The sequence below is a fragment of the Sphingomonas olei genome (genome assembly GCF_045369765.1).
Taxonomy (GTDB): domain Bacteria; phylum Pseudomonadota; class Alphaproteobacteria; order Sphingomonadales; family Sphingomonadaceae; genus Sphingomonas; species Sphingomonas panaciterrae.
In genome coordinates, this window is record NZ_JBIQEU010000001.1 from 378,941 (window position 1) to 402,362 (window position 23,422).

At 67.2% G+C, this 23,422-nt stretch carries 25 protein-coding genes and 2 pseudogenes; 6 read left to right on the forward strand and 21 right to left on the reverse strand.

Going from position 1 to position 23,422, the window contains the following annotated elements; all coding sequences use genetic code 11:
• Positions 1–8: 8 nt before the first annotated feature.
• Genes fliN through ACH0BU_RS02005 form a run of 11 tightly spaced genes read right to left on the reverse strand, consistent with a single transcriptional unit; the run spans position 9 to position 10,611 of the window.
• Entirely contained in the window at positions 9–311 is a 303-nt protein-coding gene (gene fliN / locus ACH0BU_RS01955) for a flagellar motor switch protein FliN (RefSeq protein ID WP_046407812.1), read from the reverse strand.
• Positions 308–1,246: a flagellar motor switch protein FliM gene (locus tag ACH0BU_RS01960; protein ID WP_125944173.1), complete on the reverse strand. Its 939-nt coding sequence runs from the start codon at positions 1,244–1,246 to the stop codon at positions 308–310. The genes fliN and ACH0BU_RS01960 overlap by 4 nt, the downstream gene beginning before the upstream one ends.
• Positions 1,247–1,252: 6 nt before the next feature.
• The gene (locus tag ACH0BU_RS01965) at positions 1,253–1,843 is read right to left on the reverse strand and encodes a flagellar basal body-associated FliL family protein (protein ID WP_500263642.1); all 591 of its coding nucleotides are present in this window, start codon (positions 1,841–1,843) and stop codon (positions 1,253–1,255) included.
• A 20-nt stretch (positions 1,844–1,863) separates the two neighbouring features.
• Positions 1,864–3,630, reverse strand: a complete 1,767-nt coding sequence (locus ACH0BU_RS01970; protein ID WP_500263643.1) for a flagellar hook-length control protein FliK — start codon at positions 3,628–3,630, stop codon at positions 1,864–1,866.
• A gap of 41 nt (positions 3,631–3,671) precedes the next feature.
• Positions 3,672–4,088: a hypothetical protein gene (locus ACH0BU_RS01975; RefSeq protein WP_046407803.1), complete on the reverse strand. Its 417-nt coding sequence runs from the start codon at positions 4,086–4,088 to the stop codon at positions 3,672–3,674.
• A complete protein-coding gene (locus ACH0BU_RS01980; protein ID WP_500263644.1) occupies positions 4,081–5,409 on the reverse strand; it encodes a FliI/YscN family ATPase in 1,329 nt (442 codons plus the stop codon). Before ACH0BU_RS01980 ends, ACH0BU_RS01975 begins: the two co-directional genes overlap by 8 nt.
• A 57-nt stretch (positions 5,410–5,466) precedes the next feature.
• Entirely contained in the window at positions 5,467–6,255 is a 789-nt protein-coding gene (locus ACH0BU_RS01985; protein WP_500263645.1) for a FliH/SctL family protein, read from the reverse strand.
• Complete coding sequence (fliG, locus tag ACH0BU_RS01990; protein ID WP_125944170.1) at positions 6,248–7,258, reverse strand: flagellar motor switch protein FliG; 1,011 nt, start codon at positions 7,256–7,258, stop codon at positions 6,248–6,250. Before fliG ends, ACH0BU_RS01985 begins: the two co-directional genes overlap by 8 nt.
• Positions 7,255–8,973 (reverse strand): flagellar basal-body MS-ring/collar protein FliF, encoded by a 1,719-nt coding sequence (fliF, locus tag ACH0BU_RS01995; RefSeq protein WP_500263646.1) that lies wholly within the window; start codon positions 8,971–8,973, stop codon positions 7,255–7,257. Before fliF ends, fliG begins: the two co-directional genes overlap by 4 nt.
• Before the next feature lies 1 nt (position 8,974).
• Positions 8,975–9,334 carry a flagellar hook-basal body complex protein FliE gene (gene fliE / locus ACH0BU_RS02000; RefSeq protein ID WP_500263647.1) on the reverse strand — a complete coding sequence of 120 codons (360 nt, stop codon included), beginning with the start codon at positions 9,332–9,334 and terminating at the stop codon, positions 8,975–8,977.
• Positions 9,331–10,611: a sigma-54 interaction domain-containing protein gene (locus ACH0BU_RS02005; protein ID WP_500263648.1), complete on the reverse strand. Its 1,281-nt coding sequence runs from the start codon at positions 10,609–10,611 to the stop codon at positions 9,331–9,333. Before ACH0BU_RS02005 ends, fliE begins: the two co-directional genes overlap by 4 nt.
• A gap of 400 nt (positions 10,612–11,011) precedes the next feature.
• Between ACH0BU_RS02005 and ACH0BU_RS02010 the strand changes: the two are divergent.
• Both ACH0BU_RS02010 and ACH0BU_RS02015 read left to right on the forward strand, forming a co-directional pair.
• Positions 11,012–11,893 (forward strand): annotated as a pseudogene (locus ACH0BU_RS02010) (flagellin N-terminal helical domain-containing protein); the annotation flags it as partial.
• 591 nt (positions 11,894–12,484) lie between these two features.
• A pseudogene (locus tag ACH0BU_RS02015) lies at positions 12,485–12,739 on the forward strand (flagellin); the annotation flags it as partial.
• A 131-nt stretch (positions 12,740–12,870) separates the two neighbouring features.
• On the opposite strand, the gene ACH0BU_RS02020 reads toward ACH0BU_RS02015, so the two are convergent.
• The 10 genes from ACH0BU_RS02020 to ACH0BU_RS02065 form a co-directional block, all read right to left on the reverse strand.
• Entirely contained in the window at positions 12,871–13,461 is a 591-nt protein-coding gene (locus ACH0BU_RS02020; RefSeq protein WP_500263649.1) for a DUF1989 domain-containing protein, read from the reverse strand.
• Positions 13,454–14,161 (reverse strand): guanitoxin biosynthesis heme-dependent pre-guanitoxin N-hydroxylase GntA, encoded by a 708-nt coding sequence (gene gntA / locus ACH0BU_RS02025; RefSeq protein ID WP_500263650.1) that lies wholly within the window; start codon positions 14,159–14,161, stop codon positions 13,454–13,456. The genes ACH0BU_RS02020 and gntA overlap by 8 nt, the downstream gene beginning before the upstream one ends.
• Positions 14,162–14,248: 87 nt before the next feature.
• The gene (locus ACH0BU_RS02030) at positions 14,249–14,995 is read right to left on the reverse strand and encodes a sigma-70 family RNA polymerase sigma factor (RefSeq protein WP_500263651.1); all 747 of its coding nucleotides are present in this window, start codon (positions 14,993–14,995) and stop codon (positions 14,249–14,251) included.
• Complete coding sequence (gene flhA, locus ACH0BU_RS02035; RefSeq protein ID WP_500263652.1) at positions 14,992–17,091, reverse strand: flagellar biosynthesis protein FlhA; 2,100 nt, start codon at positions 17,089–17,091, stop codon at positions 14,992–14,994. The genes ACH0BU_RS02030 and flhA overlap by 4 nt, the downstream gene beginning before the upstream one ends.
• 5 nt (positions 17,092–17,096) lie before the next feature.
• Entirely contained in the window at positions 17,097–17,966 is an 870-nt protein-coding gene (locus ACH0BU_RS02040) for a lytic transglycosylase domain-containing protein (RefSeq protein ID WP_125944163.1), read from the reverse strand.
• A 152-nt stretch (positions 17,967–18,118) separates the two neighbouring features.
• Positions 18,119–18,427 carry a hypothetical protein gene (locus ACH0BU_RS02045; protein ID WP_046407784.1) on the reverse strand — a complete coding sequence of 103 codons (309 nt, stop codon included), beginning with the start codon at positions 18,425–18,427 and terminating at the stop codon, positions 18,119–18,121.
• Positions 18,414–18,689 (reverse strand): flagellar biosynthesis anti-sigma factor FlgM, encoded by a 276-nt coding sequence (gene flgM, locus ACH0BU_RS02050; protein ID WP_136450744.1) that lies wholly within the window; start codon positions 18,687–18,689, stop codon positions 18,414–18,416. Before flgM ends, ACH0BU_RS02045 begins: the two co-directional genes overlap by 14 nt.
• A 69-nt stretch (positions 18,690–18,758) precedes the next feature.
• Positions 18,759–19,277 (reverse strand): flagella basal body P-ring formation protein FlgA, encoded by a 519-nt coding sequence (locus ACH0BU_RS02055; protein WP_500263653.1) that lies wholly within the window; start codon positions 19,275–19,277, stop codon positions 18,759–18,761.
• Positions 19,274–19,792: a flagellar motor protein MotB gene (locus ACH0BU_RS02060; protein WP_500263654.1), complete on the reverse strand. Its 519-nt coding sequence runs from the start codon at positions 19,790–19,792 to the stop codon at positions 19,274–19,276. The genes ACH0BU_RS02055 and ACH0BU_RS02060 overlap by 4 nt, the downstream gene beginning before the upstream one ends.
• Positions 19,789–20,454 (reverse strand): motility protein A, encoded by a 666-nt coding sequence (locus ACH0BU_RS02065; protein ID WP_500263655.1) that lies wholly within the window; start codon positions 20,452–20,454, stop codon positions 19,789–19,791. The genes ACH0BU_RS02060 and ACH0BU_RS02065 overlap by 4 nt, the downstream gene beginning before the upstream one ends.
• Before the next feature lie 228 nt (positions 20,455–20,682).
• Between ACH0BU_RS02065 and ACH0BU_RS02070 the strand changes: the two genes are divergently transcribed.
• Genes ACH0BU_RS02070 through ACH0BU_RS02085 form a run of 4 tightly spaced genes read left to right on the forward strand, consistent with a single transcriptional unit; the run spans position 20,683 to position 23,400 of the window.
• A complete protein-coding gene (locus ACH0BU_RS02070) occupies positions 20,683–21,021 on the forward strand; it encodes a flagellar basal body rod protein FlgB (RefSeq protein WP_500263656.1) in 339 nt (112 codons plus the stop codon).
• A 3-nt stretch (positions 21,022–21,024) separates the two neighbouring features.
• Positions 21,025–21,435 (forward strand): flagellar basal body rod protein FlgC, encoded by a 411-nt coding sequence (gene flgC / locus ACH0BU_RS02075; RefSeq protein ID WP_046407775.1) that lies wholly within the window; start codon positions 21,025–21,027, stop codon positions 21,433–21,435.
• A 3-nt stretch (positions 21,436–21,438) separates the two neighbouring features.
• Positions 21,439–22,116 (forward strand): flagellar hook assembly protein FlgD, encoded by a 678-nt coding sequence (locus ACH0BU_RS02080; protein ID WP_500263657.1) that lies wholly within the window; start codon positions 21,439–21,441, stop codon positions 22,114–22,116.
• 39 nt (positions 22,117–22,155) lie between these two features.
• The gene (locus ACH0BU_RS02085) at positions 22,156–23,400 is read left to right on the forward strand and encodes a flagellar hook protein FlgE (protein ID WP_500263658.1); all 1,245 of its coding nucleotides are present in this window, start codon (positions 22,156–22,158) and stop codon (positions 23,398–23,400) included.
• Positions 23,401–23,422 lie beyond the last annotated feature (22 nt).

The window sequence follows — 23,422 nt, forward strand, 5'->3', positions numbered from 1 at the left end:
GCAGATGATCAGCCGCGCTTGTCGGGATTGACCAGCTCGGTCATGCGCACGCCGAAGCGGTCGCCCACCGTCACCACTTCGCCGCGGCCGATCAGCGTTCCGTTGACGAACACGTCCAGCAGCTCGTTGGCCTGACGGTCCAGCTCGATCACGCTCGATTCGCCCAGCGCCAGCAGCTCGCGCAGCGTCAGCTGGGTGGAGCCGATCTCGACCGTCAGCTTGACGTCGACGTCCTGCAGCAGGCGGAAATTCGCGGCGAGGGCGCCATCGCCCATGTCCTTTGGCGGGAAGCCGCCGCTCATGTCGTTCACTGGGTCAATCCTTCGAGAGAAGCGAGCGAGGTCAGTTTGATCGCGGCATGGCCGTTCGACGTCCCCACCGTGCCGGTGCCGAGGCGATCGTTGCCGACCATCACCGGCACGTCCTGGCCGAAGCTGATCGGGATCACGTCACCGGGCTGAAGCGACATCAGCTTGGACAGGCGGATCGTCGGTTCCGCGAGGACGGAGCGTACCGGGAAGCGGATGTTCATTGCCGCGCGGGTCAGCGCAGTCTGCCAGAGGGCATCCTCGGCCGCCGCCTTCGCCACGACCTTGCCGGTCAGCGCGGTGCCGTGCGGCTTCAGAGCACTGACGGGATAGACGATGTCGACAAAGGCCGGCTTGTCCTGTCCCGGCGCAATACCGAACCGGGTGACGATCATCGCGTCATCGCCGTCGAAATCGGCGAGCATCGAGGCATTGGCCTCGCACCGCCCGATCGAGAATGACACGCGGGCCAGCGGCTCCCAGGCGGCGGTCAGCGGGCGCGCGATCATGTCGCCCAGCCGCGCGACCATCGCCTCCGCCGCGGGTGAGAATTCGCGCGGCATGTCGGCCGGCGCGGCGCCCGTGCCACCGAAGAACAGGTCGAGCAGCTCCAGCACGAACTCGCCGTCCAGCACCAGCAGCGCGGTGCGATCGTCCATCCCCATCGGCAGCCACGCAGTCAGCCGGTCAGGGCGCTCCGCGCGATAATCGGCGAACCGCTGCACCGCGAGCGGCTCCGCCCAGGCCCGCACCTCTTCGCGCAGCAACGGCTCGAACACGCCGCGCATCCCCCGGGCGAGACGCGCCGAGAGATGCTGCAGCGTGTGCAGGTCGCCGAACGGATTGAGCTTTGCTTGCCCGAGCACGCCGGCCTGAACCGGCCGTGCGCGGGATCGCTCGCGCCGTTCGCGCGGAGGAGAGGACGTGGCGTTAACCATGCACGTTCACTGAACAACGAAATTGGTAAAGTAGACGTTACCAACGCCGCCAAAGCCTTCCTTTTGCTTCAACGTCGTGTTGATTGCGCCCTCCAGCCGCTTGGCCAGCGCCATCTTCCCGGCGGAGGAAAAGACCTGGTCCTCGGTGGTGTCGCCCAGCGTCATCAGGATCGCGGAGCGGATCGCGATATCGTTCGCCTTCAGGTTCTGGATGACCTTCTCATCATAGGGAGTCGAGATGGCGATTCCGACCTGGATGAAGTGCACCGAATCCTGCAGATTGGCGGTAAACTCCTTTTCCAACGCGTAATAATTGGACGCGTAGGGGCCCGCCGCGCCTTCCGGCGTCGGCTTTTCCTCGCCGCCGCCATGCCCGCCTTCGTCGCCCTCTGGCGCGGGCTGCGCACCCTTGGGCACCAGCTTGGGCTTGTTCGGGTCTTCCGCATGGGCAGCGCCGACGAGGCCGGATCCGGCCGCATAGAGGCCGGCGCCGACCCCGCCGCCGACCAGCAAGAGGCCGCCGACCGCCATCACGATGATCTTGCCCAGCTTGCCCTTCTTCTTGGGCGCGCCCTCGGCCTGTTCCTTGTCACTCATTGGTCAAACGTCCCTGGTGTTCACGCGATTCGGTCGTCGTTCCCGCCACCGGCATCGCTGTCGGCGAGATGGGTCGAACGGTTGGATGTGGCTGGCGCGCCGGTCGGCGTGCGCTGCGCCTGTGGCTGCTGCTGATGCTGCTGCCCGGTGCTGCTGCCATCGCCGAGATGCGCCGACAGCTTCAGCCCGCGCGCTTCGGCAAGCTCGACGAGCCGCGGCTGTGCCTCTGCCAGGATCTGCCGGGTTTCGGGACTCTGCGCGATCATCTGCACCGCAACCGCATCACCCTCCCGGTGCAGCGACACGTCGATCGCGCCGAGCTTGTCGGGCACCAGCCGGATGCTGGTATCCACAGCGTCCAGCGCGTCGCGGATCATCTCGATCCGGCCGATCATCTTAATCGGCCAGTCGTTGCTGGTCATGACAATCGGCGCAGCCGCCATAAGGTCGCTTCCGACTGCGGCCGACGAAGCAATGCCCGCCGATGCGATCAGTCCTTCCGCAGGATCAAGGCGGCGTTCGTCGCGCACTGCCTGGTGAATGGCAGCGGCGAACACCTGCGCCGCCGGCGCGATCGCGGGCACGGCTGCAGGTTGCGGCACGGCCTGAGGCGCGAGCGATGGCACCTGAACCGTCGGAGTCACAGCGGAACCGCGCCCCGCCTGGCCAGCGCGGTCCGCCATGATGGTGACTGGCGACAGAAACGGCGCGTCGCTTTCGCGGGCCACCTTCTCCGGGGATTGAACACCAAGAGTGACCGGCGGCTCGCCTGTCTCGCCCAAGCTGGCGCGAGGAACGGCGGCCGCAGCGATTGGCGCCGGTGAACGCGTGATAGACGCATCGCCTGAAGCCGGGCTTGCCTCAACCGCGGCCAGCCGCGGGGTCACGACCGCGTCAACAATCGCCGGCCTGCCAACCAGTGGTTCGACGTTCTCGGTGGCTGCTGCCCCGACCACCAGAGTGCCGCCGACGGCTGGCGTCGCGTTCGCGGCAATCACCGTACGATCAGCTAGCAACGGCGCCATCACCGGATCTGCGTCCGACGCGGCATGCCCTTCGCTGACCTGAGGTGCAGCGACCATGTGGCCCGTCGATTTCAAGGGATCGTCGCGGCCCATCTCATGCGACCCCGCGTCTTGAAGCACCGAGGCCGCGGCATGCGCAACCAGCGGCGGCAGTTCGACGGCGGGAAGAGCGACCGACGCCATGAGCGACGCCCTGCCACTTGTAAGCGTGGGCGCAGCCATCTGACCGCCGTCACCTGCGATCACGGCCAAGTCGGGCGTAGGAGCCGCCTCGCTCGCCACCGACGCTCCGCGTCGCGACAACGCGGCGACGCGTGCAGCGGTGGCGGCCGCAGTGTCGACATCTCCTGCACCCGGAATCGGACTGGGCAGCTCAATCGGATCAACCCCAACGGGCTCAAGCATCAGGGACGGCGGCGGCGCTGCAATCGCGGCCGGGGCAGCAGTGTCGTGGATTTCTGGCGGCTCAACCCCTGCCGCATCGAACGACGGCGGCACCACGTCACACATCGGCATCGCGAGCCACGGCGCAAGCAGTTCGCCATGCGGCAGCTCCTCGCTGCCGGGGCTTGCCGGCAAGGTCTTGCCGCCTGCCGCATCGGCTTGCCGCGTGCTGCCGCTGCCCAGTTCGATCATCGGCACCATCTGCAAGAACGACGCGAACAGCGCCGCCTCAGCCGGCATCGCCGCGCCCGGTCCCGCCATCGGCACCGATAGCGCGCCAGCCACTGGGGCCTGGGAATGGAAGGAGATCAACGTCATCGCGGCAGTCGGTCACTCGTCGTGAAGAACCGACCTAATGATCAGCAAGGATCGTGCCGGACCTTGCGCGTCGGAGGCGCATCTTGCAGCGCCCGGATAGCGCGCAGCGCCGCCTCCGCCTCGCCACGCGCGATCAATTTTTCGACCGCACTCTGATCGCGCTTCGCCGAGCGCGTGGCTTCGCTCGCACGGTCCGCTTCCGCCGCCGCCGTCCGCACGCGGTTCTCGATCACCTCGGCATTGCGGTGCAGCTTTTCGCGATAATGCGCCATCGCCGCAAAGGAGACGGCAGCGCCCGGCCCTTCCCCCGGTGCCACGGCGGAGGCGAGCTGTGCGATCCGCTGCGACAGCGCGGTCTCGCTCGCAACCTGCTCATGCGCACGGCTTTCCGCCGCCCGCGCCATGCCCAGTTGCAGCGTGCGCACGCGGTGGAGGCGCTGGAGCTTCTTGTTATCCATCGCCGAAGACGCCGGTCAGCTCGGTCACCGCTTCGTCCAGCGAGACGCTGGCGTCAGAATCCTGCCGGATGAACTCCATCACTGCCGGGTGATAGGCGATCGCCGCATCGATCGCGGGATCGGCCCCGGCGCGATAGGCTCCCATCAGCACGAGGTCGCGGTTTTCCTCATAGGTCGCCAGGTGCCGGCGCAGCACGCGCGCGGCCTGAACGTGCGGCTTGGGGGCAATGTCGGTCATGACGCGGCTGACCGACTTCGACACGTCGATCGCGGGATAGACGGCATGTTCCGCCAATGCCCGGCTCAACACGATATGGCCGTCGAGGATCGAACGGGCGGAGTCGACCACCGGATCGTTGCCGTCATCGCCATCGGCCAGCACCGTGTAGATCGCGGTGATCGCACCGCCGGTGTTCACATCCGTCCCGGCGCGCTCGATCAGGTTCGGCAGCATCGCGATTGCCGACGGCGGATAGCCGCGCGCCGACGCCGGCTCGCCCAGCGCCAACCCGATCTCACGCCCGGCATGCGCCACGCGGGTCAGCGAATCCATGATGAGGAGCACGTTCTTGCCCTCGTCACGAAACGCCTCCGCAATCGCAGTCGCGCGAAGGGCGCCACGGATCCGCAGCACCGGGGAATGATTGGCCGGCACCGCGACGACCACCGAACGCTGGCGCGCCTCGCCCGCCACCTTGGTCTCCAGGAAGTCGGCAACTTCGCGGCTGCGCTCGCCGATCAGGCCGATGACGATCACGTCCGCCTTGGCCGCGCGCACCATCATGCCCAGCAGCACCGACTTGCCGACGCCCGAGCCCGCCATGATGCCGACGCGCTGGCCCTTGCCGATGGTGAGGAGCCCGTTGATCGCGCGGACGCCGACATCCAGCGGCTCAAGCACGCGGCCACGGTCGAGCGGCGACTGGAGCTTGCCGGCCAGCGGCCAGCGGCCAGCGCCGCGGACAGGACCCAGCCCGTCGATCGGATTGCCCGCGCCGTCGACCACCCGGCCAAGCAGCGCCTCGCCCACTTCCGCCTCGCCCGGCGCGCCGGTCGGGCGCACCGGCATCTGCGGCAGCAGCGCGGCGGGGCCGCCCAGGTTCATCAGAAGAGTGCGGCCATTGCGGAAACCGATCACCTCCGCCTCCACGCCGACACCCGCATCGCCGATGCGGCAGACCGTGCCGACCGGCAGCGTCAGCCCGACCGCCTCCATCAGCAGGCCGTCATAGGACGCCAGCCGCCCCGCGACCTTCGGCGCAGGCCGGAAATCGGCATTGCCCAGCGATTCCAGATAATCGGCAGTGAAGCGGTGGAGCATCTACTATCCTGGAGAAAAGCGGCCCGTCCGCATGGTCGCTGCCAGCGAGCGGACGGGTCAGAGCGCGGGAACGGCAACCTTCTCGAGCGTGCTGGTCAACTGTTCGAGCCACAGGTCCGGGCCATCCTCGACAATGGTGGAAGCCGCCTCGAGCACGAAGGACCCGCGCCCGAGCGACGCGTCACCGACGGAAAAGATCGTGTCGGGAAGGCGCCCGTCGAGCAGCGCGACATCGTCCGGGTGGACGCGCAAGATGGCGCTTTCCGACTGGTCGGCCAGCAGATCTGATGCCGCTTCCACCCGCCGGGCGAGCAGATCGCCGGAAATGCCGACCTGGTCGATCAGCCCGCTGACAAGGTGCAACACCGTCTGGCGCAGCTGCGCGGCGGTCCGCTCGCGATCGACGCGCTGGTCAGATCGAAGCGCCGCAAGGATCCCCTGCACCAACGCCGAGTCACGCTCGACCGACGCGGCATATTCGGCCTGCGCAGCAGCATAGCCGGCATCGAAACCGGACTGATGCGCCTCCGCCAGCCGATCGATCATCGGCACGTCCGCCATCGCGGCAACGACCGGATCGACATGCGCCGCTTCGTCCTGCGTCTCGCTGGCCGCTGCCTCGGCGTGATCCTCTGCCCCATCCGCCATGCCATGCGGCTGCGACGAGGCGCAGAACGCCTCCTCGATCCGCGCGATCATGTCACCGGGCGAGAAGCCCGGCGCGCGTTCGGCAAACACCCTCTGCAGGCGAAGCGCGGCATCATCCTGGCGCGGCGCGAAGCCGGCGATGAACACATTGGCCCCTGTCCCCGACGTGGCCTTCTCCGACCTGGCTGCCTCAGACATAATCGTCCTCGCCCCCACCCATCATGATCGTGCCATCCTTGGCGAGCGTACGGGCAATGGCGATGATCGCCTTCTGCGCATCGAGCACTTCCGACAGGCGCATCGGGCCCCGCGCTTCCATCTCGTCGCGGATGCCGTCGGCCGCACGGGCAGACATGCAGCCGAGGAAGCGGTTGCGCGCCGCCTCGTCCACGCCCTTCAACGCGCGGGTCAGGATGTCGCTGTCGATGTTGCGGATCAGCGTGCCCAGATTCTTGTCGTCCATGTCGAGCAGATTGTCGAAGACGAACATCGCCTCCTCGATCGCCCGTGCGGTTTCCTTGTCCAGCTTGAACAGCTTGGGCATGACGCGCTGCTCGGTCGCCTTGCGTGCGCCCTGCAGGATCTTCGCCGCCTCGCGCGTACCGCCCAGCTTCACCTGCGTGCCCTGCGCAGCGCTCACCGCGCGGCTGCCGATCATCGTCTTCAGCGTCTCGACCGCTTCGGGCGTGATCGGGCCAAGCTTCGCGATCCGGTGCAGGATCTCGGGTTGTGCCGCGTCGGGCAGCAATTCCAGCACCTGCGCACCGACCGCCGGATCAAGGTTGGCGATCAGCAATGCGCAGACCTGCGGATGCTCCTTTTCGATCATCGCCGCGATGTCGGTCGCATCCAGCCAGTCGAGCAGCTCGATCTCGCATGCCGCTTCCGGCGGGGTGATGCGCGCGAGCACGCTTTCCGCCTTCTCCTGACCCAGCGCGCGGTGCATCACCGCCTCGATCTTGGGCTTGGGGTCGAAGGTGATGCCGGTCCGCTCACGCGCGCGCCCGACGAAATCGTCCAACACGCCCTCGACGTCCGCCTCGCTGACATCGGCGACGGTGTACATCGCACGGCCCAGCTCGCGCACCTCGTCGGGCTCCAGCTTCTGGAGGATCGCCGCGGCCTCCTCCTCGCCCACCAGCATCATCAGCACCGCGGCACGTTCGGTGCCGGTAAAGGTGCGCAGCGCGATCTCGCTCACTGCGCGGTCGCCTTCATCATGTCGCGCACCGCCAGCGCAGCGCGCGCCGGGTTGTCGCGGGTGAAGCCGCGCACCTTGCCGATCCGCTCGTCGTAATTGCGGCTCGCCTCGATCTCGTCCAGCGTCACCGGCGGTGCCACGGCGATCTCGGCGGCGCCAATCGTGCCATCCATGCCGTCACCGCTGCCCTCGCCGCCCGCCGCGAGCATCGCGCGCGACGGTGCCTCCGCCTCTTCCTTCTTCTTCATCAGCGCCTTGGCCAGCGGGCGCACGCCCAGCAGCAGGACCAGCAGCGCGATCAGAATTGCGGTCACGTTGCGCGCGATCACCGGCATCCAGCTATTGTCATACCAGGCGGGACCATCGCTCGCGCCCTCGCCTTCACCAGCAAACTTGCGGCTGATCACCGTCACCTGATCATTGCGCCCCTGATCATAGCCAACCGCGGAGCGGACCAGCTGAGTGATCTGGTTGATCTCCATCGCGGTGCGCTTGCCCTGTTCAGGCTCGCGCAGCAGCACCGCCACCGACAGGCGCTTCACGCCCCCCGGTGCCGCCCGCGTCACCGACACTTCGCGGCCCAGATCGTAGGAGCGGGCGAACTGATCGGACTGCTTGTTCGGATTGGGCGCCGGGCCGCCAGCGACCGGCTGGCCCGGGGCGACGGGCTGACCGTTCGCGCCCGTCGCGGCCTGCGGCTGCTGCAATGCTGCGGCGGGCGGCGGCGTGTTGCTCAGCGCGCCGGGGATGCCGCCGGGCGCTTGGCTGTCGGGCGCCTGGTTGCCCGTCCAATTGCCGGTTTCGGCGCGCAGCGCGCCTTCCTTCTCGTAGCTTTCGCGGGTCGCGGACGTCTCGTCCATGTTGACGTCGGCCTGCACCTCGGCGGTGAAGTTGCCCGCGCCTACCAGCGGCGTCAGCAGCTGGATCAACTGCGTGCGGTACTTTTCCTCCACCTGCCGCTGCAGCGCGATCCGCTGCTCGGTGCCGCTCTGCCCCATGCCGCCCGGCTTGGAGAGCAGGCCGCCCATCTGGTCGACGATCGTCACCGCCTCGGGCTTCATGCCCGGCACCGACGAGGCGACGAGGTTGATGATCGACTGCACCTGCGCCTCGCTCAACGCACGGCCACCCTGCAGCTTCACCACCACGGAGGCCGAAGGCTGGGCATTGTCGCGCACGAACACGCTGGATTCAGGCATCGCCAGATGTACGCGCGCCTCGGTCACGACATCGATCTCCTGGATCGATCGCGCCAGCTCCGTTTCGCGCGCCTGGCGCAGCCGCTCCCCTTCAACGGCGCGGCTGACGCCCATCGGCAACTGATCGAGGATCGCGTAGCCGCCCGGCGCTGCCTTGGGCAGGCCCTGGCCCGCCAGCAGCAGGCGCGCGCGGGAATAATCCTCCTCGTTCACCGTCACCGCATCGGTCGCTTCGTCGATGTGGCTGGTAATGCTCGCCGCGGACAGCGCCTGGGTGACGGCCGCCTTGTCGGCGTCCGGCAGCCCCGAATAGAGCATCTTCTGCGGCGGCGTGGACAGCGCCGACCATGCCAGCGCCGAGGCGCCGATCAGGCTGACCATCAGCGCCATCGGGCCCGCACGGCGCACCGCGGGCTGTGCGAACACGCCCTGGATCTGCTTCAGCGGGTTCGCGAAGCGCTCCGGGATCACCGAGTTCGGCTGGGCGGGGTTCGTAGGGGCAAGTGCGTTAGCCATATCAGACCGGCATGCTCATGATGTCCTTGTACGCGGACAGGATCTTGTTGCGGACTTGCAGCGTCGCCTCGAAGCCGACCGAGGCCTCCTGCCGGGCAAGCATCACCTTGGCGATGTCGACCGTCTCGCCACGCTCATAGGCTTCGGTCAGCGCGGAGGATTTCTGCGACTGCGCGTTCACCGATTGAAGCGCGCTTTCCATCGTCGCGGCAAAACTTCCCGCCTGTTGCGCGCCGGAAGCGGGCCCGCTCTCCGCCGCGATCGTTGCGTTCGCGCGGCTCAGCGCAGCGTTGCGCTCCAGGATCTGGGCGCGCAGCGCCATCACCCGGTCGACCCCGCCTACACCACCAACACCGCTCATGCCGTCAGTCTCCGATCATGCGGCGCGGCGATCTCTTCACCCTGCTCGCGCGCCTTCGCGAGGCGGTAACGCAAGGTTCGTTCCGAAATGCCGAGGCGGCGGGCAGTTTCGATACGATTTCCGCCGCACGCCTTCAAAGTCTCGCGGATCGCGGCAAATTCGGACAGCTGAACGACCGACCCGAGCGTCGTGGCGCCCGGTGCCGCAGGCTCATCGGCAAAGACGAACGGGCGCGGCGCGCTGGCGCGATCGAACACGATGTGATCGGCCTCGATCGTCTCGCCACCGCAGAACAGCAGGGCGCGCTGGATGACATTCTCGAGCTCGCGGACGTTGCCCGGCCAGTCATGCGCGACCAGCTTGGCGATCGCCTCGTGCGAGGGCCAGGGAACCACCGCGCGAACGCCGGCATGACGCAGGATCATCGTCGCGGCGAGCGCGGGCACGTCCTGCGCACGATCCGCCAGCGCCCGCGTGGTCAGCGGAAACACCGACAGGCGATAGTACAGGTCGGCGCGGAAGCGGCCGGCGGCCACCTCTTCCTGAAGGTCGCGGTTGGCGCAGGCGACGACGCGCACGTCGATCGGCACCGGATGCGTCGCGCCGATCGGAACGACTTCGCGCTCCTGCAGGACACGCAGCAGCTTGGCCTGCAGCGGCAGCGGCATTTCGGCGATTTCGTCGAGCACGATGGTGCCGCCGTTGGCCGCGCGGAAGAAGCCCTCGCCCCCCGACGACGCGCCCGTGTAGCTGCCTTTTACATGGCCGAACAGCATCGCTTCCAGCATGGTTTCGGGCAGCGCGGCGCAATTGATCGCAATGAACGGGCCGTCCGCGCGCCCCGAATTGCGATGGATCGCACGCGCCAGCACTTCCTTGCCGGTACCGGTCGGCCCGTTGATCAGGACGGTGATGTCGGCAGCGGCAACGCGCTCGGCCAGCGCGAACAGCGCCAGCGTCTCGGGATCGGCGGCGGTGGGAAGCTCGGGGCCGCCCGCCAGTGCGCGGGCAAAGGCATTGCCGACCACCGAATCGGCATGATCGAACTGCAGCCGCGCCGGCGCGCCATCGCGAAACGGCGTCACCTGCGGCGCGCCGCGCGAGAGGATGACGGTGCGCGCCGGCACGGGAGAGGCCTCGCCCTCGGCCACCAGCCACGCAGTATCCGGCTGCGGGCGCCCGGACGGCGCGGCAACGACAAAGCCCTGCGCGCGAAGCGAGGAAACCAGCGTGACATGCGTATCGGCAACAGCAGCGGACGGAACGATCGAGCGCAAAACTTTTCCCCCACGGAATGATCCTGTCTCTAGGCGTTAGTTGGTTAACGACCTCTTGAGCCGGCAGCCGGCCGGCAGAATTTTTCCGGGTGCGTATCGCGCGCGCAAATGCGCCCGAACGCGCCGCGCGTACCCGAACGGGCGCGCTCCTGCCCGGACCCGCGCGCGAGGAAGCCGGCTCTGGCAGCCGCTTGCCGCCTTGCCGGAATGCCGGCCAACTCTTGCCGGCTGCCGGCAATCGCTCCCGATCGTCAGAGCGCGCGGGCCGCATTTCCGGCAGTCCGGACGGCCTGCAAAAAAAGTTCTAAAAGCTTCCGTGCCTTGGCCGTTTCGTATGGCGACGGCTCGGCCCTCCGCTCTGGGGGCGGCGGGGCGGTCGTAGACACCGAAGGAACCCACCATGACCGTTATCGGAAGCAACATCTCGGCGCTTCGCGCCGCCAACGCGTCGACGAAAGCGCAGTCGGATCTCTCGACCGCGATGGAGCGCCTCTCAACTGGCAAGCGCATCAACTCGGCGAAGGACGACGCCGCCGGCCTCGCCATCGCCAGCCGCATGACCAGCCAGGTCCGATCCATGGGTGTCGCCATCCGCAACGCCAACGACGGCATCTCGATGGCGCAGACCGCGGAAGGCGCGCTGGGCGAAGTCACCAACATGCTACAGCGCATGAAGGAACTGGCGACCCAGTCGGCCAACGGCACGCTGGGCACGTCCGAGCGCAAGGCGCTGCAGGCCGAAGTCAACCAGCTGAATAGCCAGATCAACGACATTGCCAAGACGACCAACTTCAACGGCCTGAACCTGCTCGACGGGTCGGTGAAGGATCTGAAGCTCCAGACCGGCACCAACAGTGGGGACACCGTCTCGATCTCGATGGGCAGCATTTCCACCGCGTCGCTTGGCCTCAGCGCCGGCGGTGAGGCTGGCCAGTTGACCTCCGGTCGCGTCAATCTGTCGGGCGGCATCATCGCGGGCCAGGTGCAGTTCAACGGCGTCAGCGCGGTCAGCGAGAACATCGCATCCACGACCGATGATGCAGCCAAGGTACTGGCAGACGCGATCAACGCCAACAGCGACAAGACGGGCGTCACCGCCAAGGCGTCGAACAACGTGACCACCGGCAAGATCACCGCCGAGACCTTCACCGCCGGCTCGGTTACGGTGAACGGCAAGAGCATCTCCGGCGCGAGCTCGGCAGAGGATTTGGTCGCCAACATCAATCGCAACAGTGACACGCTGGGCGTCACTGCAACGCTGAACGACGACAAGACGATTACCTTCGCCAACAGCACGGGTGCTGACATCGAGGTGACCGGATTGACCGGCGCGCCGACCGGCAAGCAACAGGGCTTCGTCTCGCTGACCCGCGCCGATGGCAAGAACATCGAGGTTGGCGTCACGGACTTTACTCCTGACGATGGCGACGCAACCACGGCCAATGCGACCGACGTCGACGATATCGATCGTGCGGCCGTCAAGAGCTTCGGGCTGAACATCAGCAATGGCTCCACTTTCTCGGGTACGGCGGTAACGGCCGCTGCTGCGATCACGACCGGCAACCTGAAGATCAACGGCGTGACCATTGGCGCCACCACCGGCAAGGAGGCTGACGGCACTACTAACCTTGCAAGCACCGCGCTTACTGCTGCCCAGATGGCGGATGAAATCAACAAGCTGACGGACGAGACCAAGGTCTATGCATCGGCCGTGGATGGCCGCATCACGCTTGCATCCACCGACGGTTCGGCCGTTCGTCTCGAAGGCTCGGACGTGGCCAAGCTCGGCCTCGCAACCCAGGGCGGAACCGCCAACATGGAGCAAGGCCTCGACATCACCACTCAGTCGTCGGCTTCCTCCGCGCTGTCGAAAATCGACGCGGCGCTGGACCAGATCTCGGCCACCCGTGGTGATCTGGGTGCGATCCAGAACCGGTTGGAGGTGACGGTCAACAACCTGACCACCACGTCGACCAACCTGTCGGACGCACGCAGCCGGATCGAGGACGCCGACTTCTCGGCAGAATCGACCGCGCTCGCCAAGGCGCAGATCCTCAGCCAGGCGTCGACCGCGATGCTGGCGCAGGCCAATCAGTCGCAGCAGGGCGTGATGAAGCTTCTCGGCTGATCCGTGAGCGGCACCGGCACCGCCCCCACATGGGTGCGGGTGCCGCTCCGCTCGGCGCAGCAGAGAAGACGAGGAACCCGGTGGCCGAACGGCTGCCGGGTTTTTCCTTATGCGGCGAAGCGGCGTTCGCCCTAGCCGACGATCCGGTAATCGATCGGCTTGAAGCTGCCGCCGTTGGACGAATAGGCGGAACAGGCAGTCAGGCCGATGACGAGGTCCATCGCCGCGCGGAACACGATCTTGTCACCCGCCTTGCTGATCGGCGGCAACACCTCCAGCTTTCCCGTCTCACCATTCACCGGCACGTTCATGAAACAGTTGAACGCACACGGGATCATGTCCTCGGTGACGCCATAAGGCGCCAGCGCCTCCGCGAGGTTGCCGAAGCAGCCGCGGTGCAGCGGCTTGTCCGGGTAGAAATGCCGGAACGTGTCATAGCTGCACGGCGTCAGCAGGAAGTCGTGCCGCCCGACATCGTCGGCGATGATCTCCAGCATCGGGCGCGAGCGGTTGGAATACAGCACATGGCCCGTCGTCAGGTAGATCGTCTCGGCATAGTCGAACGTCCGCCCCGAGGAGATCGCCTCCCCCACGTCATCGGCGTTGAAGGCGAGCAGGTCGGACACCTGCACTCCCATCGGGTCGATCACTTCGAGGATGGCGCCCTTGTCGAGGCGAAAGGCCGTGCCGCTTCGTTCGGGAATCCGTGTCGCTTCAGTCATCAGCACCGCGATAATGGAAGGGGCAGGCCCAGGCGTCATCGACCACGCGGCCGCTATATTGCCGCGCCTCGCTGGCGGTGCCGTGGCGCGCCAGCATCGGGTTGCGCGATCCAGCCAGCGCCTCGTCGCGGATCAGGATCTTCTCGCGCATCCCCTCGTACCGGCCCTCCGCGCGCAGGATCTCGAACTGGTCGTGCAGGTTGAACACCAGCGCCGGCTTGGCAAAGCGGCGCGCGGGGCGGCTGGCATGGGGGTGAAGCCCGACGACGAAGAACGCCTCGCCGCCGAAGCTCAGCGAGAAATGCGGGTCCTCCGGATCATGGCTGACGCGGTGGTCATATTCCTGGCCGCGCCACACGTCCTTGTCGGACAAGGATTGCACGCGATCCCACAGCGCCTGCTCGAACGCCGGCTCGTCGAGATCCTCAGGGCCGTTGAACACCACGGCAAAGCTGCGGAACAGTGCCGGCTCCTCGCGATAGGCGGAGGCAAAGCGCAACAGACCATCATGGATGCGCAGGTCGTCCCACCCGCTGTCGATGCGGTTGCAGGCAAGGACGCTCAGCGTGCCCTTGGCCAGCGCCGCCTTGGCGCCGACGCACGGGAACAAGCGGTCCTCAACATGGTGCTGAAGCAGGCGCTCGAATCGATCCTGATCCTCGTGGCGCCAGGGAAACAACGGTGTAGCGGGCTGAGGCATGGGCCCGAGATACGCTCAGCCCGGCGGGAGTGTTCCCGGCGAACCGCTTGATATCGATCAAGAGCCGCCTCGTCGCGGCTCCTTGCCTCAGCCGCGCAGCAGCGTCTTCTTCAGCCGCGCGTGCGCCGCGCTCTTGATCTGGCACACGCGCGCCGCACCGACGCCCAGCACTTCGCCGATCTCATCGAGGTTCAGTTCCTCGACAAGATAAAGCTGGATCACCAGCTGTTCGCGTTCCGGCAACGCCGCGATCGCCGCAATCAGCCGGTCGCGCTGCTGCCCCTCGGCGAGCTGGTCGAACGCGTTGGGCTCATCGCTGGCAAACCAGGGCTGGTCGTCGACATAAACGTCGTCGATCGATTCAAACTTCACCGCCTCCGCGGCCGCGTAATCCAGCCGAAGCTTCTCCACCGTCACCCCCAGCCGCTTTGCCGTCTCGTCATCCTTGGGCGCGCGGCCAAGCTCGCCGGTCAGCGTCTGCACCGTGCGGGCATAGTCGCGCCGCCGCTTGATCGCCCCGCGCGTCATCGCCGCGTGGCGGCGAAGCTCGTCGATCATCGCCCCGCGCAGCCGGGTGGTGAGATATTGCTTGAAGGTCACCTGCCCGCGATCCTCGAACGATCCGGCGGCCTCGACCAGCGCGACCAGCCCGGTCTGCACCAGATCCTCCACCTCGATCGCGGTCGAAACGCTGCCATGGACATGCCACGCCAGCCGGCGGACGAGCGGGAGGTGCTCGCGCACCAATGCCCCTTCATCGCGCGCGCGCTGCCGCGGCGAATAGGTCAGCGGCATCGCCTCGGCGAAGGCTGCTGCCATCGGCATCGCGCTCATGCCGCCACCGCCATCTGCGGCTGGCCCGCACCAATTGCTGGGTGGGTATCATTCGCGCCGATTACGGCGACGACCTCGACGGCCTTGTCCTCGGGGACTTCGAAGAAGCTCATGACGGGGGTATCCGGCAGACAGGTTTTGACCAACTTGCGGATCGCGACGCGGATCGCGGGCTGAACGACGAGCGCGAAGGGCTTGGCCTCGGCGACCATCGGCTGGGCGGCGCGCTGCAGCGCATCGACAATGCGGCGGCCGAGCTCCGGCTCGACGACATGGCGGCGCGACGGGTCGGACCGCATCGCCTGGCCAAGCAGCCCTTCGAGGCCACCTTCCAGCGTCATCACGCGCAGCGGCTCGCGCACGCCGCACAATTTCTGGATGATCAGCGGGCCCAGTTCCGGGCGGATCAGCTCGACGATCTCCTCGGCATCCTGCGTGCGCTGCGCGACGACGGTGATGGCCGACGCGATACGACGGAATTCCTTCAGCGTGATACCTTCGTTGAGCAGCGCCTTCAGCACGCTGGTCAGCGTGGTCAGCGACAGCGGCTGCGGCACCATCGAGGCGACGAGCTGCGGGTTGCGCTCCTTCAGCCCGTCGAGCAGCGCCTGTACCTCATCCGCGCCCAGCAGGTCGGCGGCATTCGCGCCAAGCGCATGGTTGAGGTGCGTCGCGATCACGGTGCCGCTATCGACCACCAGGTAGCCCGCGCCGGTCGCGGCATCGGCATCACCCGGCGCGATCCACGTCGCCTCGAGCCCGAACGTCGGATCCTTCGCCTTCTTGCCCTGCAACTCGCCAAAGCCCGTGCCGGTGTCGAGCGCCAGCATCTCGTCCGGCGACACCTGATCCTCGCCGACGACGACACCGCCGACGAGGAGGCGATAGGTGTAGGGCGCGAGGTTAATGTCGTCGCGCACCTTCACCTGCGGCACGACGAAGCCGAGTTCCTTCGACAGCTGCCGGCGAACCCCGGTAATCCGGCCCATCAGCGGCGCGCCCTTGCGCTCGTCGACCAGCGGCACAAGGCCGTATCCGATGTCGAGATTGACCATCATGCCGTCGGTCACTTCCTCCCAGCCGATGCGCGACTGGTCGATCGGCTCAGGCGCGGCGACGTCCTCGACCGGCGCGGGGCCCTGCGCGATCTTGTGCAGCTTCCACGCGGTGAAGCCGGCGATCGCGGCGGCAGGCAGCAGAATGAGGTGCGGCATGCCCGGCATGACACCCAACAGGCCAAGGATGCCGGCCACCGGCGTCCAGGTGCGCGGGCTACCGAACTGGCTGCCGATCTGGCCGGCAAGATCCTTTTCGCTCGACACGCGGGTCACGATCGCGGCGGCAGCGATGGACAGCATCAGCGCCGGCAGCTGCGCGACCAGCGCGTCGCCGATCGCGAGCAGCGTATAGGTCTTGGCCGCTTCGGCGATCGACAGCCCGTGGCTGACGGGGCCCAGGATCAACCCGCCGATGATGTTCGCGGCGAGGATCAGGATCGCGGCAATCGCGTCGCCCTTCACGAACTTCGATGAACCATCCATCGAGCCGTAGAAATCCGCCTCGGTCGCCACTTCGACGCGGCGCTTCTTGGCTTCGTCGGGCGTCATCAGGCCGGCGTTGAGGTCGGCGTCGATCGCCATCTGCTTGCCGGGCAAGGCATCGAGCGTGAAGCGCGCCGACACTTCGGACACGCGGCCAGCACCCTTGGTCACCACGATCAGGTTGATGATCATCAGGATCGCGAAGACGAAGATGCCGACGATATAGTCGCCGCCGATCAGGAAGCTGCCGAACGCCTCGATGACATGGCCGGCCGCCGCCTCGCCCTCATGCCCATGCACCAGCACGACGCGCGTCGACGCCACGTTGAGGCCGAGGCGAAACAGCGTCGCGAACAGCAGCACCGTCGGGAAGGACGAGAAGTCGAGCGGCTTCTGCGCGTTCAGCGCGACCATCAGCACGGCCAAGCTGATCGCGATATTGGCGACGAAGAAGATGTCGAGGAGGAAGGCCGGGATCGGCACGACCATCACGAGCACCAGCAGCAGGATCGCGGCGGGCAGCGCCACCTGGCGCGAATTGGCGAGCAGCTTCACTTAGGTCAGCCCCCCATGCTCGCGAGCATCATGTACGCCAGCCGCGCATTGTCCGGCGACGGGCGCAGCAGGTTGGCTGCCTGCGCGGATGCCTGATTGGCGGTCCGGCCCATGGCGGCATTGGCCCAGGTCATGGCGTCGGATGCGGACTGGTTCGCGCCGGTGATCACCGTCGCGCCCTCCATGTCGAGCATCTGGGCGGCAAATTGCAGACGCGGCAACGAATTGCCGGCATTGCCGGTGCTGCCGGCAGGCCCCGCCCCGTCGCCGAGCTTCGCGCCGAACCGCTCGTACACGTCGGACAGCGAGCGGGCGGAGCCGTCGCGGTTGAAGAATACGTTGCGGTTCGCGCCGGCCGCGGCGGGGAACATGCTCGCCGCGGTGCGATCGGGCGATACCTGCATTGCCTTCAGGAACTGCTTGGCCCCGCCCAGCCCCAGGAAATGCGCCATGTAGAGATCAGTGCCGGTCGCCTCGCGGCCAAGGCTCGCCTCCAGCGCATCCTTGTTGTCGGACGCATGTTCGGCCGCCATCAGCGACGCGGCTTCGGGGTTGTTGCGCAGGTCGAGGATCGCGCGGCGCAGGCCGGGATCGCTCACCGTCAGGCGTCCGGCGCCATTACGCTGGATGCCGTCCGCGGCCCAGCCCATGCCGTGCTCCGCGCCATGGTTCTTCACCACCGCCAGCCAGCTCTGCTCGATAAACTGGTACAGGCCGCTTGCCGACGAGGTGCGGGCACGCGCCGATGCGTTGAAGCCGCTTTCCACCTTGGCCTGGCCAAGCAGGTAATCGAAATCGATCCCGGTCTTGGCAGCGGCGCGCTGGATCGCGGTCTGCACCCGCCCAGCGGCGGCATTGAGAGCGTTGACGGTCATCGGTGCTGAAACATTCCCTGTTCGCAGGAACGATCAGCAAGGAGTGTGCCAGAAGGCGTGTGCGTCAGCGGGGGATCAGGGGCACGCCAGGTCGAACGGCAAACAGGTGCTGCGCGGCCCGAACGCCGCCCGCACCCCAGAAGGATGACAGGTCAGGCGTAGGCCGGCGCCCGACGATAGGAATTGCTGTCCTCACCGGTGAGGAGCTGCAGGCGACGGCGCACGTTGGCCGCCATCAGGTTCACGTAAATCCGGCAGGTGTCGTTGAGCCGGTTGGCCTCGTCGGCCAGATCGCGAAGCTCCGGCCCCGCGGGCCCCTCGCCCAGACCGCGCAGCGTCTCGATCGCGGTCAGCTTTGCCGAGGTCGCCTTTTCCAGCTCGGCGACATTGTTCGCCTTCAGCGCGGCGATCTCGCCGTGCAGCGTGTCGATCACGCGGATAAGGGCATCACGCCTTGTCATTCGACATCCATTCGTAGCGGGCGGCGATCAGCGCGTCGGCGATGGTGGAGGGGGAAAGCGGAAACGTGCCCTTGGCGATCGCTTCCTTGATCTTGGCGACGCGCTCCACATCGACCGGCGCGCTGGCCGACAGCTGCGCCGCGACGGTCGGCGTTGGCGCGGCCTGCGGCTGTTTCGTGACGCTGGCGGCGGCCGCCGGCGTCGCAACGCGCGACACGCCGGCGATGCGGTCGCGCGGTCTTGTCCCGATCGGTTCGACCATAAAAATCCCCGTTGCACCTCGATCCCACCGGCATAAACGGCCGGCGGCGAGGCAGCTTTAGGATTTTTTTCACTCCACCCACCCGGGCAGGGTCGCGCGACCAGCGGCAACGGCCACTGCCTGCACCGGCATCTTGCCGCCATCGATTCGCACCATCAGGCGCTGCCCCTCTGCCGCATCGGCCATGGCGATGCCCTCGCGCGTGACCGAAAAGCCGTCGGATCCCGCCTCGATCACCAAAGGATCGCCGCGCTTGATGACCTTTTCCGCCATCGCGGCCGGCGCCGCGGCGGCGGCCCCCGGCCGGGTCACTACCGTCGCACCGGCGGGCATGCGGATCGGCACGAACAGCCGCCATTCCGGCGCGGCGCACGACACCACCACGGCATCATGCGCATCGGTGCGCCAGGACAGCGCCACGGTGGAACATTGCTTCAGCCGCAGCCGCGGGTCGATCGCGGCACGCGGGCCGCCATCCTCGCCGATCGACTTGCCGGCAAAGGCGGCCACCGCCTTGTCGAGCGCAACCGTATCCTGATGGGCAGTGGCGGTGGCAGGCGCGGCGAGCGCCAGGACGAGCGCGATCACATGGATTCTCCGGTAAGGGATAAGGTAACGACGACCTGCCGGCGCGATGGCCGGTCGGCGGTCAGGATGATGATGCGGCCATTCGCCACCGGGGCAAGCGCGGCCGCGACGGCGCGCGCGCGATCGGCGGCAAGCACCGCAGCACTGCCGGTCGCGCGATCGACATCGGCGGGTGACCCGTCGACCGCGCCCGTGATGCGCAGCGTCACACGCGGGTCGCGCGACGCTTCTTCAGCCCAGGCAACAAGGCTGCCCGGCGAGCCCGGCAGGCGCGCAGAACCGGGCGCGAAGTTGAACACGCCGGCGGCAGCCAGCGGCAATGGATCCGGCCCTGGCGCCGCGGCCGGCTCGCCAAAGGCGGCCCGCACCCCCTGCATCAGCGCGGCGCGGTCAAGATTCTGATTGGCGTGGAGCAGCACGAAGAAGCCGACCAGCAGCAGCGCGAGGTCTGCCAGCGTGATCAGCCACAATGGCCGATGCGCCGCCGCAACGGGAAAGTCGTCGGCTGTCGTCATGCCGCCTCGCTCCGCCGCGCGGGCGAGAAGCTGACCGGCTGCGGCTCCTCGCGCAGGGCCAGCGCGACGAGCGGCGCCTCCAGCCGCTGGCGCTCGAACGCCTCGATCCGCGCCGCCGTCCGCAGCCGCGCGGCAATCGGCAGCGCAACTAGATTGCCCAGCAACGCGCCATAGAGCGTCGCCAGCAGCGCCACCGCCATCGCCCCACCGATTGCTTGCGGATCGGTCATCTGCACGAACATCGCGACCAGCCCGACCAACGTCCCGACCATCCCCATCGACGGCGCGGCTTCCGCCATACCGGCCCAGATGTCGGCAACCGACACGTGACGCTCGATCCGCGCGCGACGCAGATAGTGCAGCCGTGCGGCGACCTGCGCCGGGCCGTGCCCGTCAACGATATCGGCGATCGCCGCCGCAACATCGGGGTCGGCAATGACCGATCGGTCCAGCGCGAGGACCCCGTGCCGCTTCGCGATCCGGCTGAACGCTCCGATCTGCTCGATCAGCGGATCGGCGCTGAACGGGCGACGCGGCAAAGCGCGCAGCGCGACGATCGCGCGGCCCACATCGCGCAGCGGGCTGCGCAGGATGGCCGACGCCACCGTGCCGCCGCCCACGATGGCAAGCGCCGTTGGATCGAGGAAGGTGCCAAAGTTCATCCCCGCGCCTACGCAAGCGCCGGGCCAGTTCCGTCGCCCACCGGCCAAGTCCTTGTTGATGCGGCAATCGCGCCGGCTCACCGCCGCTATCCGGCAACCTTGCCGGCCGCCCGGCAACATCTTGCCGCCCGCGCCTTGCTGGCCGGTGGCGCTCTGCCGGCAAGGCGAAGTGGCACACACCTTGCTGGGACACTGCGCGCACAGGCACGTGCAGGAGATTTCAGGCCAATGGCCAACGGCAGTCTTTTTGGGGTTCATGGTGCGGCGCTCCAGGTGCGGGCGCAGCGCATGAACGTGCTCGCCTCCAACATCGCCAACGCCTCCACGCCGAACTTCAAGGCGAAGGACATCGATTTCACCAAGGCGCTCGCCTCGGTGGAGCGGCAGGGCGGCGTCGAGCAGGCGACACTGTACCGCATTCCGGACTCACCCTCGATGGACGGCAACACGGTCGAGCTCAGCAAGGAGCAGACCGCCTTCGCCGAAAACGCCGTCCAGTATCAGACCACGCTGTCGTTCCTGAACGGCCGCATCAACCAGCTCACCCGCGCGCTGAAGGGAGAATAACCCATGGCGAACCAGCCTTTATCGATCTTCCAGGTCGCTGGCCGCGCAATGTCCGCGCAGCTCGTGCGGATGAACACGACCGCCTCGAACCTCGCCAATGCCGGCGCGGTGACCGGCTCGTCGGAAACCGCCTATCGCAGCATGAAGCCGGTGTTCCGGACGCAGTTCGACCAGGCGAGTGGCATGGCCACCGTCAACGTGGAACGCGTCGTCACCGCTGGTGAGGACCCGATCAAGATCCGCGATCCCAACAACCCGATGGCTGATGCCGACGGCTTTGTTTACCAGTCGGCGGTCGATGAAACGCGCGAGCTGGTCGACATGATGGAGACCGCGCGCAGCTATCAGAACAACGTCGAGGTGATGAACACCGCCAAGTCGTTGATCGTCGACACGCTGAAGCTGGGGCGCTGATAGATGGCGACCTCCTTCGACGCCACGATCGGCAACCTCGGCCTCAGCACCGCGAACACGGCGGCGAAGAACGCGGCGACCAAGTCGCCGACGATGGGCCAGGCCGATTTCCTGAAGCTGATGACCGCGCAGATGAAGAACCAGGATCCGTTCGATCCGGTCGACAATACGCAGATGGTTGCCCAGATGGCGCAATTCTCCTCGCTCGCCGGCATCACCGAAATGGGCTCCACGCTGAAGGCGATCGCCGACAAGCTGGGCGCCACCAGCATGCAGGATGCGGTCAGCTATGTCGGCCGCACCGTGCTGACGCCGGGCAACGTCGCCTACGGCCGTGCCTCGGGCGGTATCGCCGGGGGAATCGAGCTTGGCGCCGATGCCAGCAACGTCACCGTCGCGATCTCGGATACCAACGGCCAGCTGCTGCACAGCGCCGATCTCGGCGCGCAAAAGGCAGGCACCGTCAGCTACGATTGGGACGGCAAGACCGCCGCCGGCGCGGATGCCGGCGCCGGTCCCTTCACCGTCAGCATCAGCGCCTATGACGGCAGCCGCTCGGTCGCCGCCAACAGCCTCGTCTGGGCGCCCGTCACCTCGGTTTCGACCACCAGCGGCGCTGCCGTCCTCACCTTGCCGGGGATCGGTGAGGTTCCCGCCACCGCCGTTCGCCAGATCGGCTGACCTCTCCCCTCACCTATCCCACGTTCCAGGAGCTTCCCCATGTCCTTCTACACTTCGCTTTCCGGCCTCCAGGCTGCGCAGACCGACATGTCGACCATCTCGCACAACCTCGCCAATGTCTCGACCAACGGCTTCAAGAAGAGCCGCAGCGAATTCACCGACATCATGGCATCGAACTTCACCAGCGATCCGCGCCGCCAGACCGGCTCGGGCGCCGCGCTGGCGCAGAACAAGCAGATGTTCGGCGCGGGCAGCCTGGTGACGACCGGATCGTCGCTCGACCTCGCGATCGCCGGTGACGGCTTCTTCCCGGTCAAGACGACCGCGCCCGGCGGCACCACCATCGCCTACACCCGCAACGGCAGCTTCGGCGTCGATCCCAACCGCTTCATCACCGATGCGCAGGGCAGCCGGCTGCAGGCCTATGCGGTCGAGACGGACGGTACCGTGCCGGGCGCAGGCACCCTCATTGACGTGCGCGTGCCCGACAGCAGCGGCGCGGCGATCGCCACCAGCAAGCTGTCGCTGAAGGCCAATCTGAACGGCGGCGCCGCCGCATCGGACGTCGAGTTCGACCGTACCAATCCCGCCAGCTACGGCAGCGCGACGACCACCACCATCTATGACGCCGCCGGCAATCCGCAGACGCTGACCAACTATTTCGTGCGCAAGGCACCGGCCGATGCGACCAGCACCGCCAGCGAATGGACCGTCCACAGCTTCGTCGGTGACGTCGAACTGAACGAGGGCGGCACCGACATCGCCTTTGATTCGAGCGGCAATTTGCAGGGCAGCGGCACGTTCTCGCTCGCCTTCCCCGACGCTGGCGACGCGACCCGCGCGCCGATTAGCTTCGACCTGACCGGCACCACCGCGGGGAAGCAGCCGTTCAGCGTCGCTTCGCGCGCGCAGAACGGCGCCGCGCCCGGCGAATTCGCCGGCATCACCGTCGACAACAGCGGCATCATCACCGCCAGCTATTCCAACGGCGACGCGGTGAAGCTGGGCAAGGTCGCGCTGGCGAACTTCGTCAACCCGACCGGCCTGCGTCAGACCGGCGGGCAATATTGGAGCGCCAGCGGCCTTTCCGGCACGGCGACGATGGGCGCCGCGAACGAGAACGGCTTCGGCAAGCTGATGTCGGGCACGATCGAGGGATCGAACGTCGACATCACCGAGGAGCTGGTCGAGCTGATCGCCGCGCAGCGCAACTTCCAGGCGAACGCCAAGGCGCTCGATACCTCCAGCCAGATCTCGCAGACGATCTTCAACATCCGCGCGTAATTCTGGCCTGACTCTTGCTGTG

Coding starts and splice junctions, on each gene's coding strand:
- ACH0BU_RS01960 (WP_125944173.1), bottom strand. CDS start 1,246: ATGGTTAACGCCACGTCCTCTCCTCCGCGCGAACGGCGCGAGCGATCC.
- ACH0BU_RS01965 (WP_500263642.1), bottom strand. CDS start 1,843: ATGAGTGACAAGGAACAGGCCGAGGGCGCGCCCAAGAAGAAGGGCAAG.
- ACH0BU_RS01970 (WP_500263643.1), bottom strand. CDS start 3,630: ATGACGTTGATCTCCTTCCATTCCCAGGCCCCAGTGGCTGGCGCGCTA.
- ACH0BU_RS01975 (WP_046407803.1), bottom strand. CDS start 4,088: ATGGATAACAAGAAGCTCCAGCGCCTCCACCGCGTGCGCACGCTGCAA.
- ACH0BU_RS01980 (WP_500263644.1), bottom strand. CDS start 5,409: ATGCTCCACCGCTTCACTGCCGATTATCTGGAATCGCTGGGCAATGCC.
- ACH0BU_RS01985 (WP_500263645.1), bottom strand. CDS start 6,255: ATGTCTGAGGCAGCCAGGTCGGAGAAGGCCACGTCGGGGACAGGGGCC.
- fliF (WP_500263646.1), bottom strand. CDS start 8,973: ATGGCTAACGCACTTGCCCCTACGAACCCCGCCCAGCCGAACTCGGTG.
- fliE (WP_500263647.1), bottom strand. CDS start 9,334: ATGAGCGGTGTTGGTGGTGTAGGCGGGGTCGACCGGGTGATGGCGCTG.
- ACH0BU_RS02020 (WP_500263649.1), bottom strand. CDS start 13,461: ATGACTGAAGCGACACGGATTCCCGAACGAAGCGGCACGGCCTTTCGC.
- gntA (WP_500263650.1), bottom strand. CDS start 14,161: ATGCCTCAGCCCGCTACACCGTTGTTTCCCTGGCGCCACGAGGATCAG.
- ACH0BU_RS02030 (WP_500263651.1), bottom strand. CDS start 14,995: ATGAGCGCGATGCCGATGGCAGCAGCCTTCGCCGAGGCGATGCCGCTG.
- ACH0BU_RS02040 (WP_125944163.1), bottom strand. CDS start 17,966: ATGACCGTCAACGCTCTCAATGCCGCCGCTGGGCGGGTGCAGACCGCG.
- ACH0BU_RS02045 (WP_046407784.1), bottom strand. CDS start 18,427: ATGACAAGGCGTGATGCCCTTATCCGCGTGATCGACACGCTGCACGGC.
- flgM (WP_136450744.1), bottom strand. CDS start 18,689: ATGGTCGAACCGATCGGGACAAGACCGCGCGACCGCATCGCCGGCGTG.
- ACH0BU_RS02060 (WP_500263654.1), bottom strand. CDS start 19,792: ATGACGACAGCCGACGACTTTCCCGTTGCGGCGGCGCATCGGCCATTG.
- ACH0BU_RS02065 (WP_500263655.1), bottom strand. CDS start 20,454: ATGAACTTTGGCACCTTCCTCGATCCAACGGCGCTTGCCATCGTGGGC.
- ACH0BU_RS02070 (WP_500263656.1), top strand. CDS start 20,683: ATGGCCAACGGCAGTCTTTTTGGGGTTCATGGTGCGGCGCTCCAGGTG.
- flgC (WP_046407775.1), top strand. CDS start 21,025: ATGGCGAACCAGCCTTTATCGATCTTCCAGGTCGCTGGCCGCGCAATG.
- ACH0BU_RS02080 (WP_500263657.1), top strand. CDS start 21,439: ATGGCGACCTCCTTCGACGCCACGATCGGCAACCTCGGCCTCAGCACC.
- ACH0BU_RS02085 (WP_500263658.1), top strand. CDS start 22,156: ATGTCCTTCTACACTTCGCTTTCCGGCCTCCAGGCTGCGCAGACCGAC.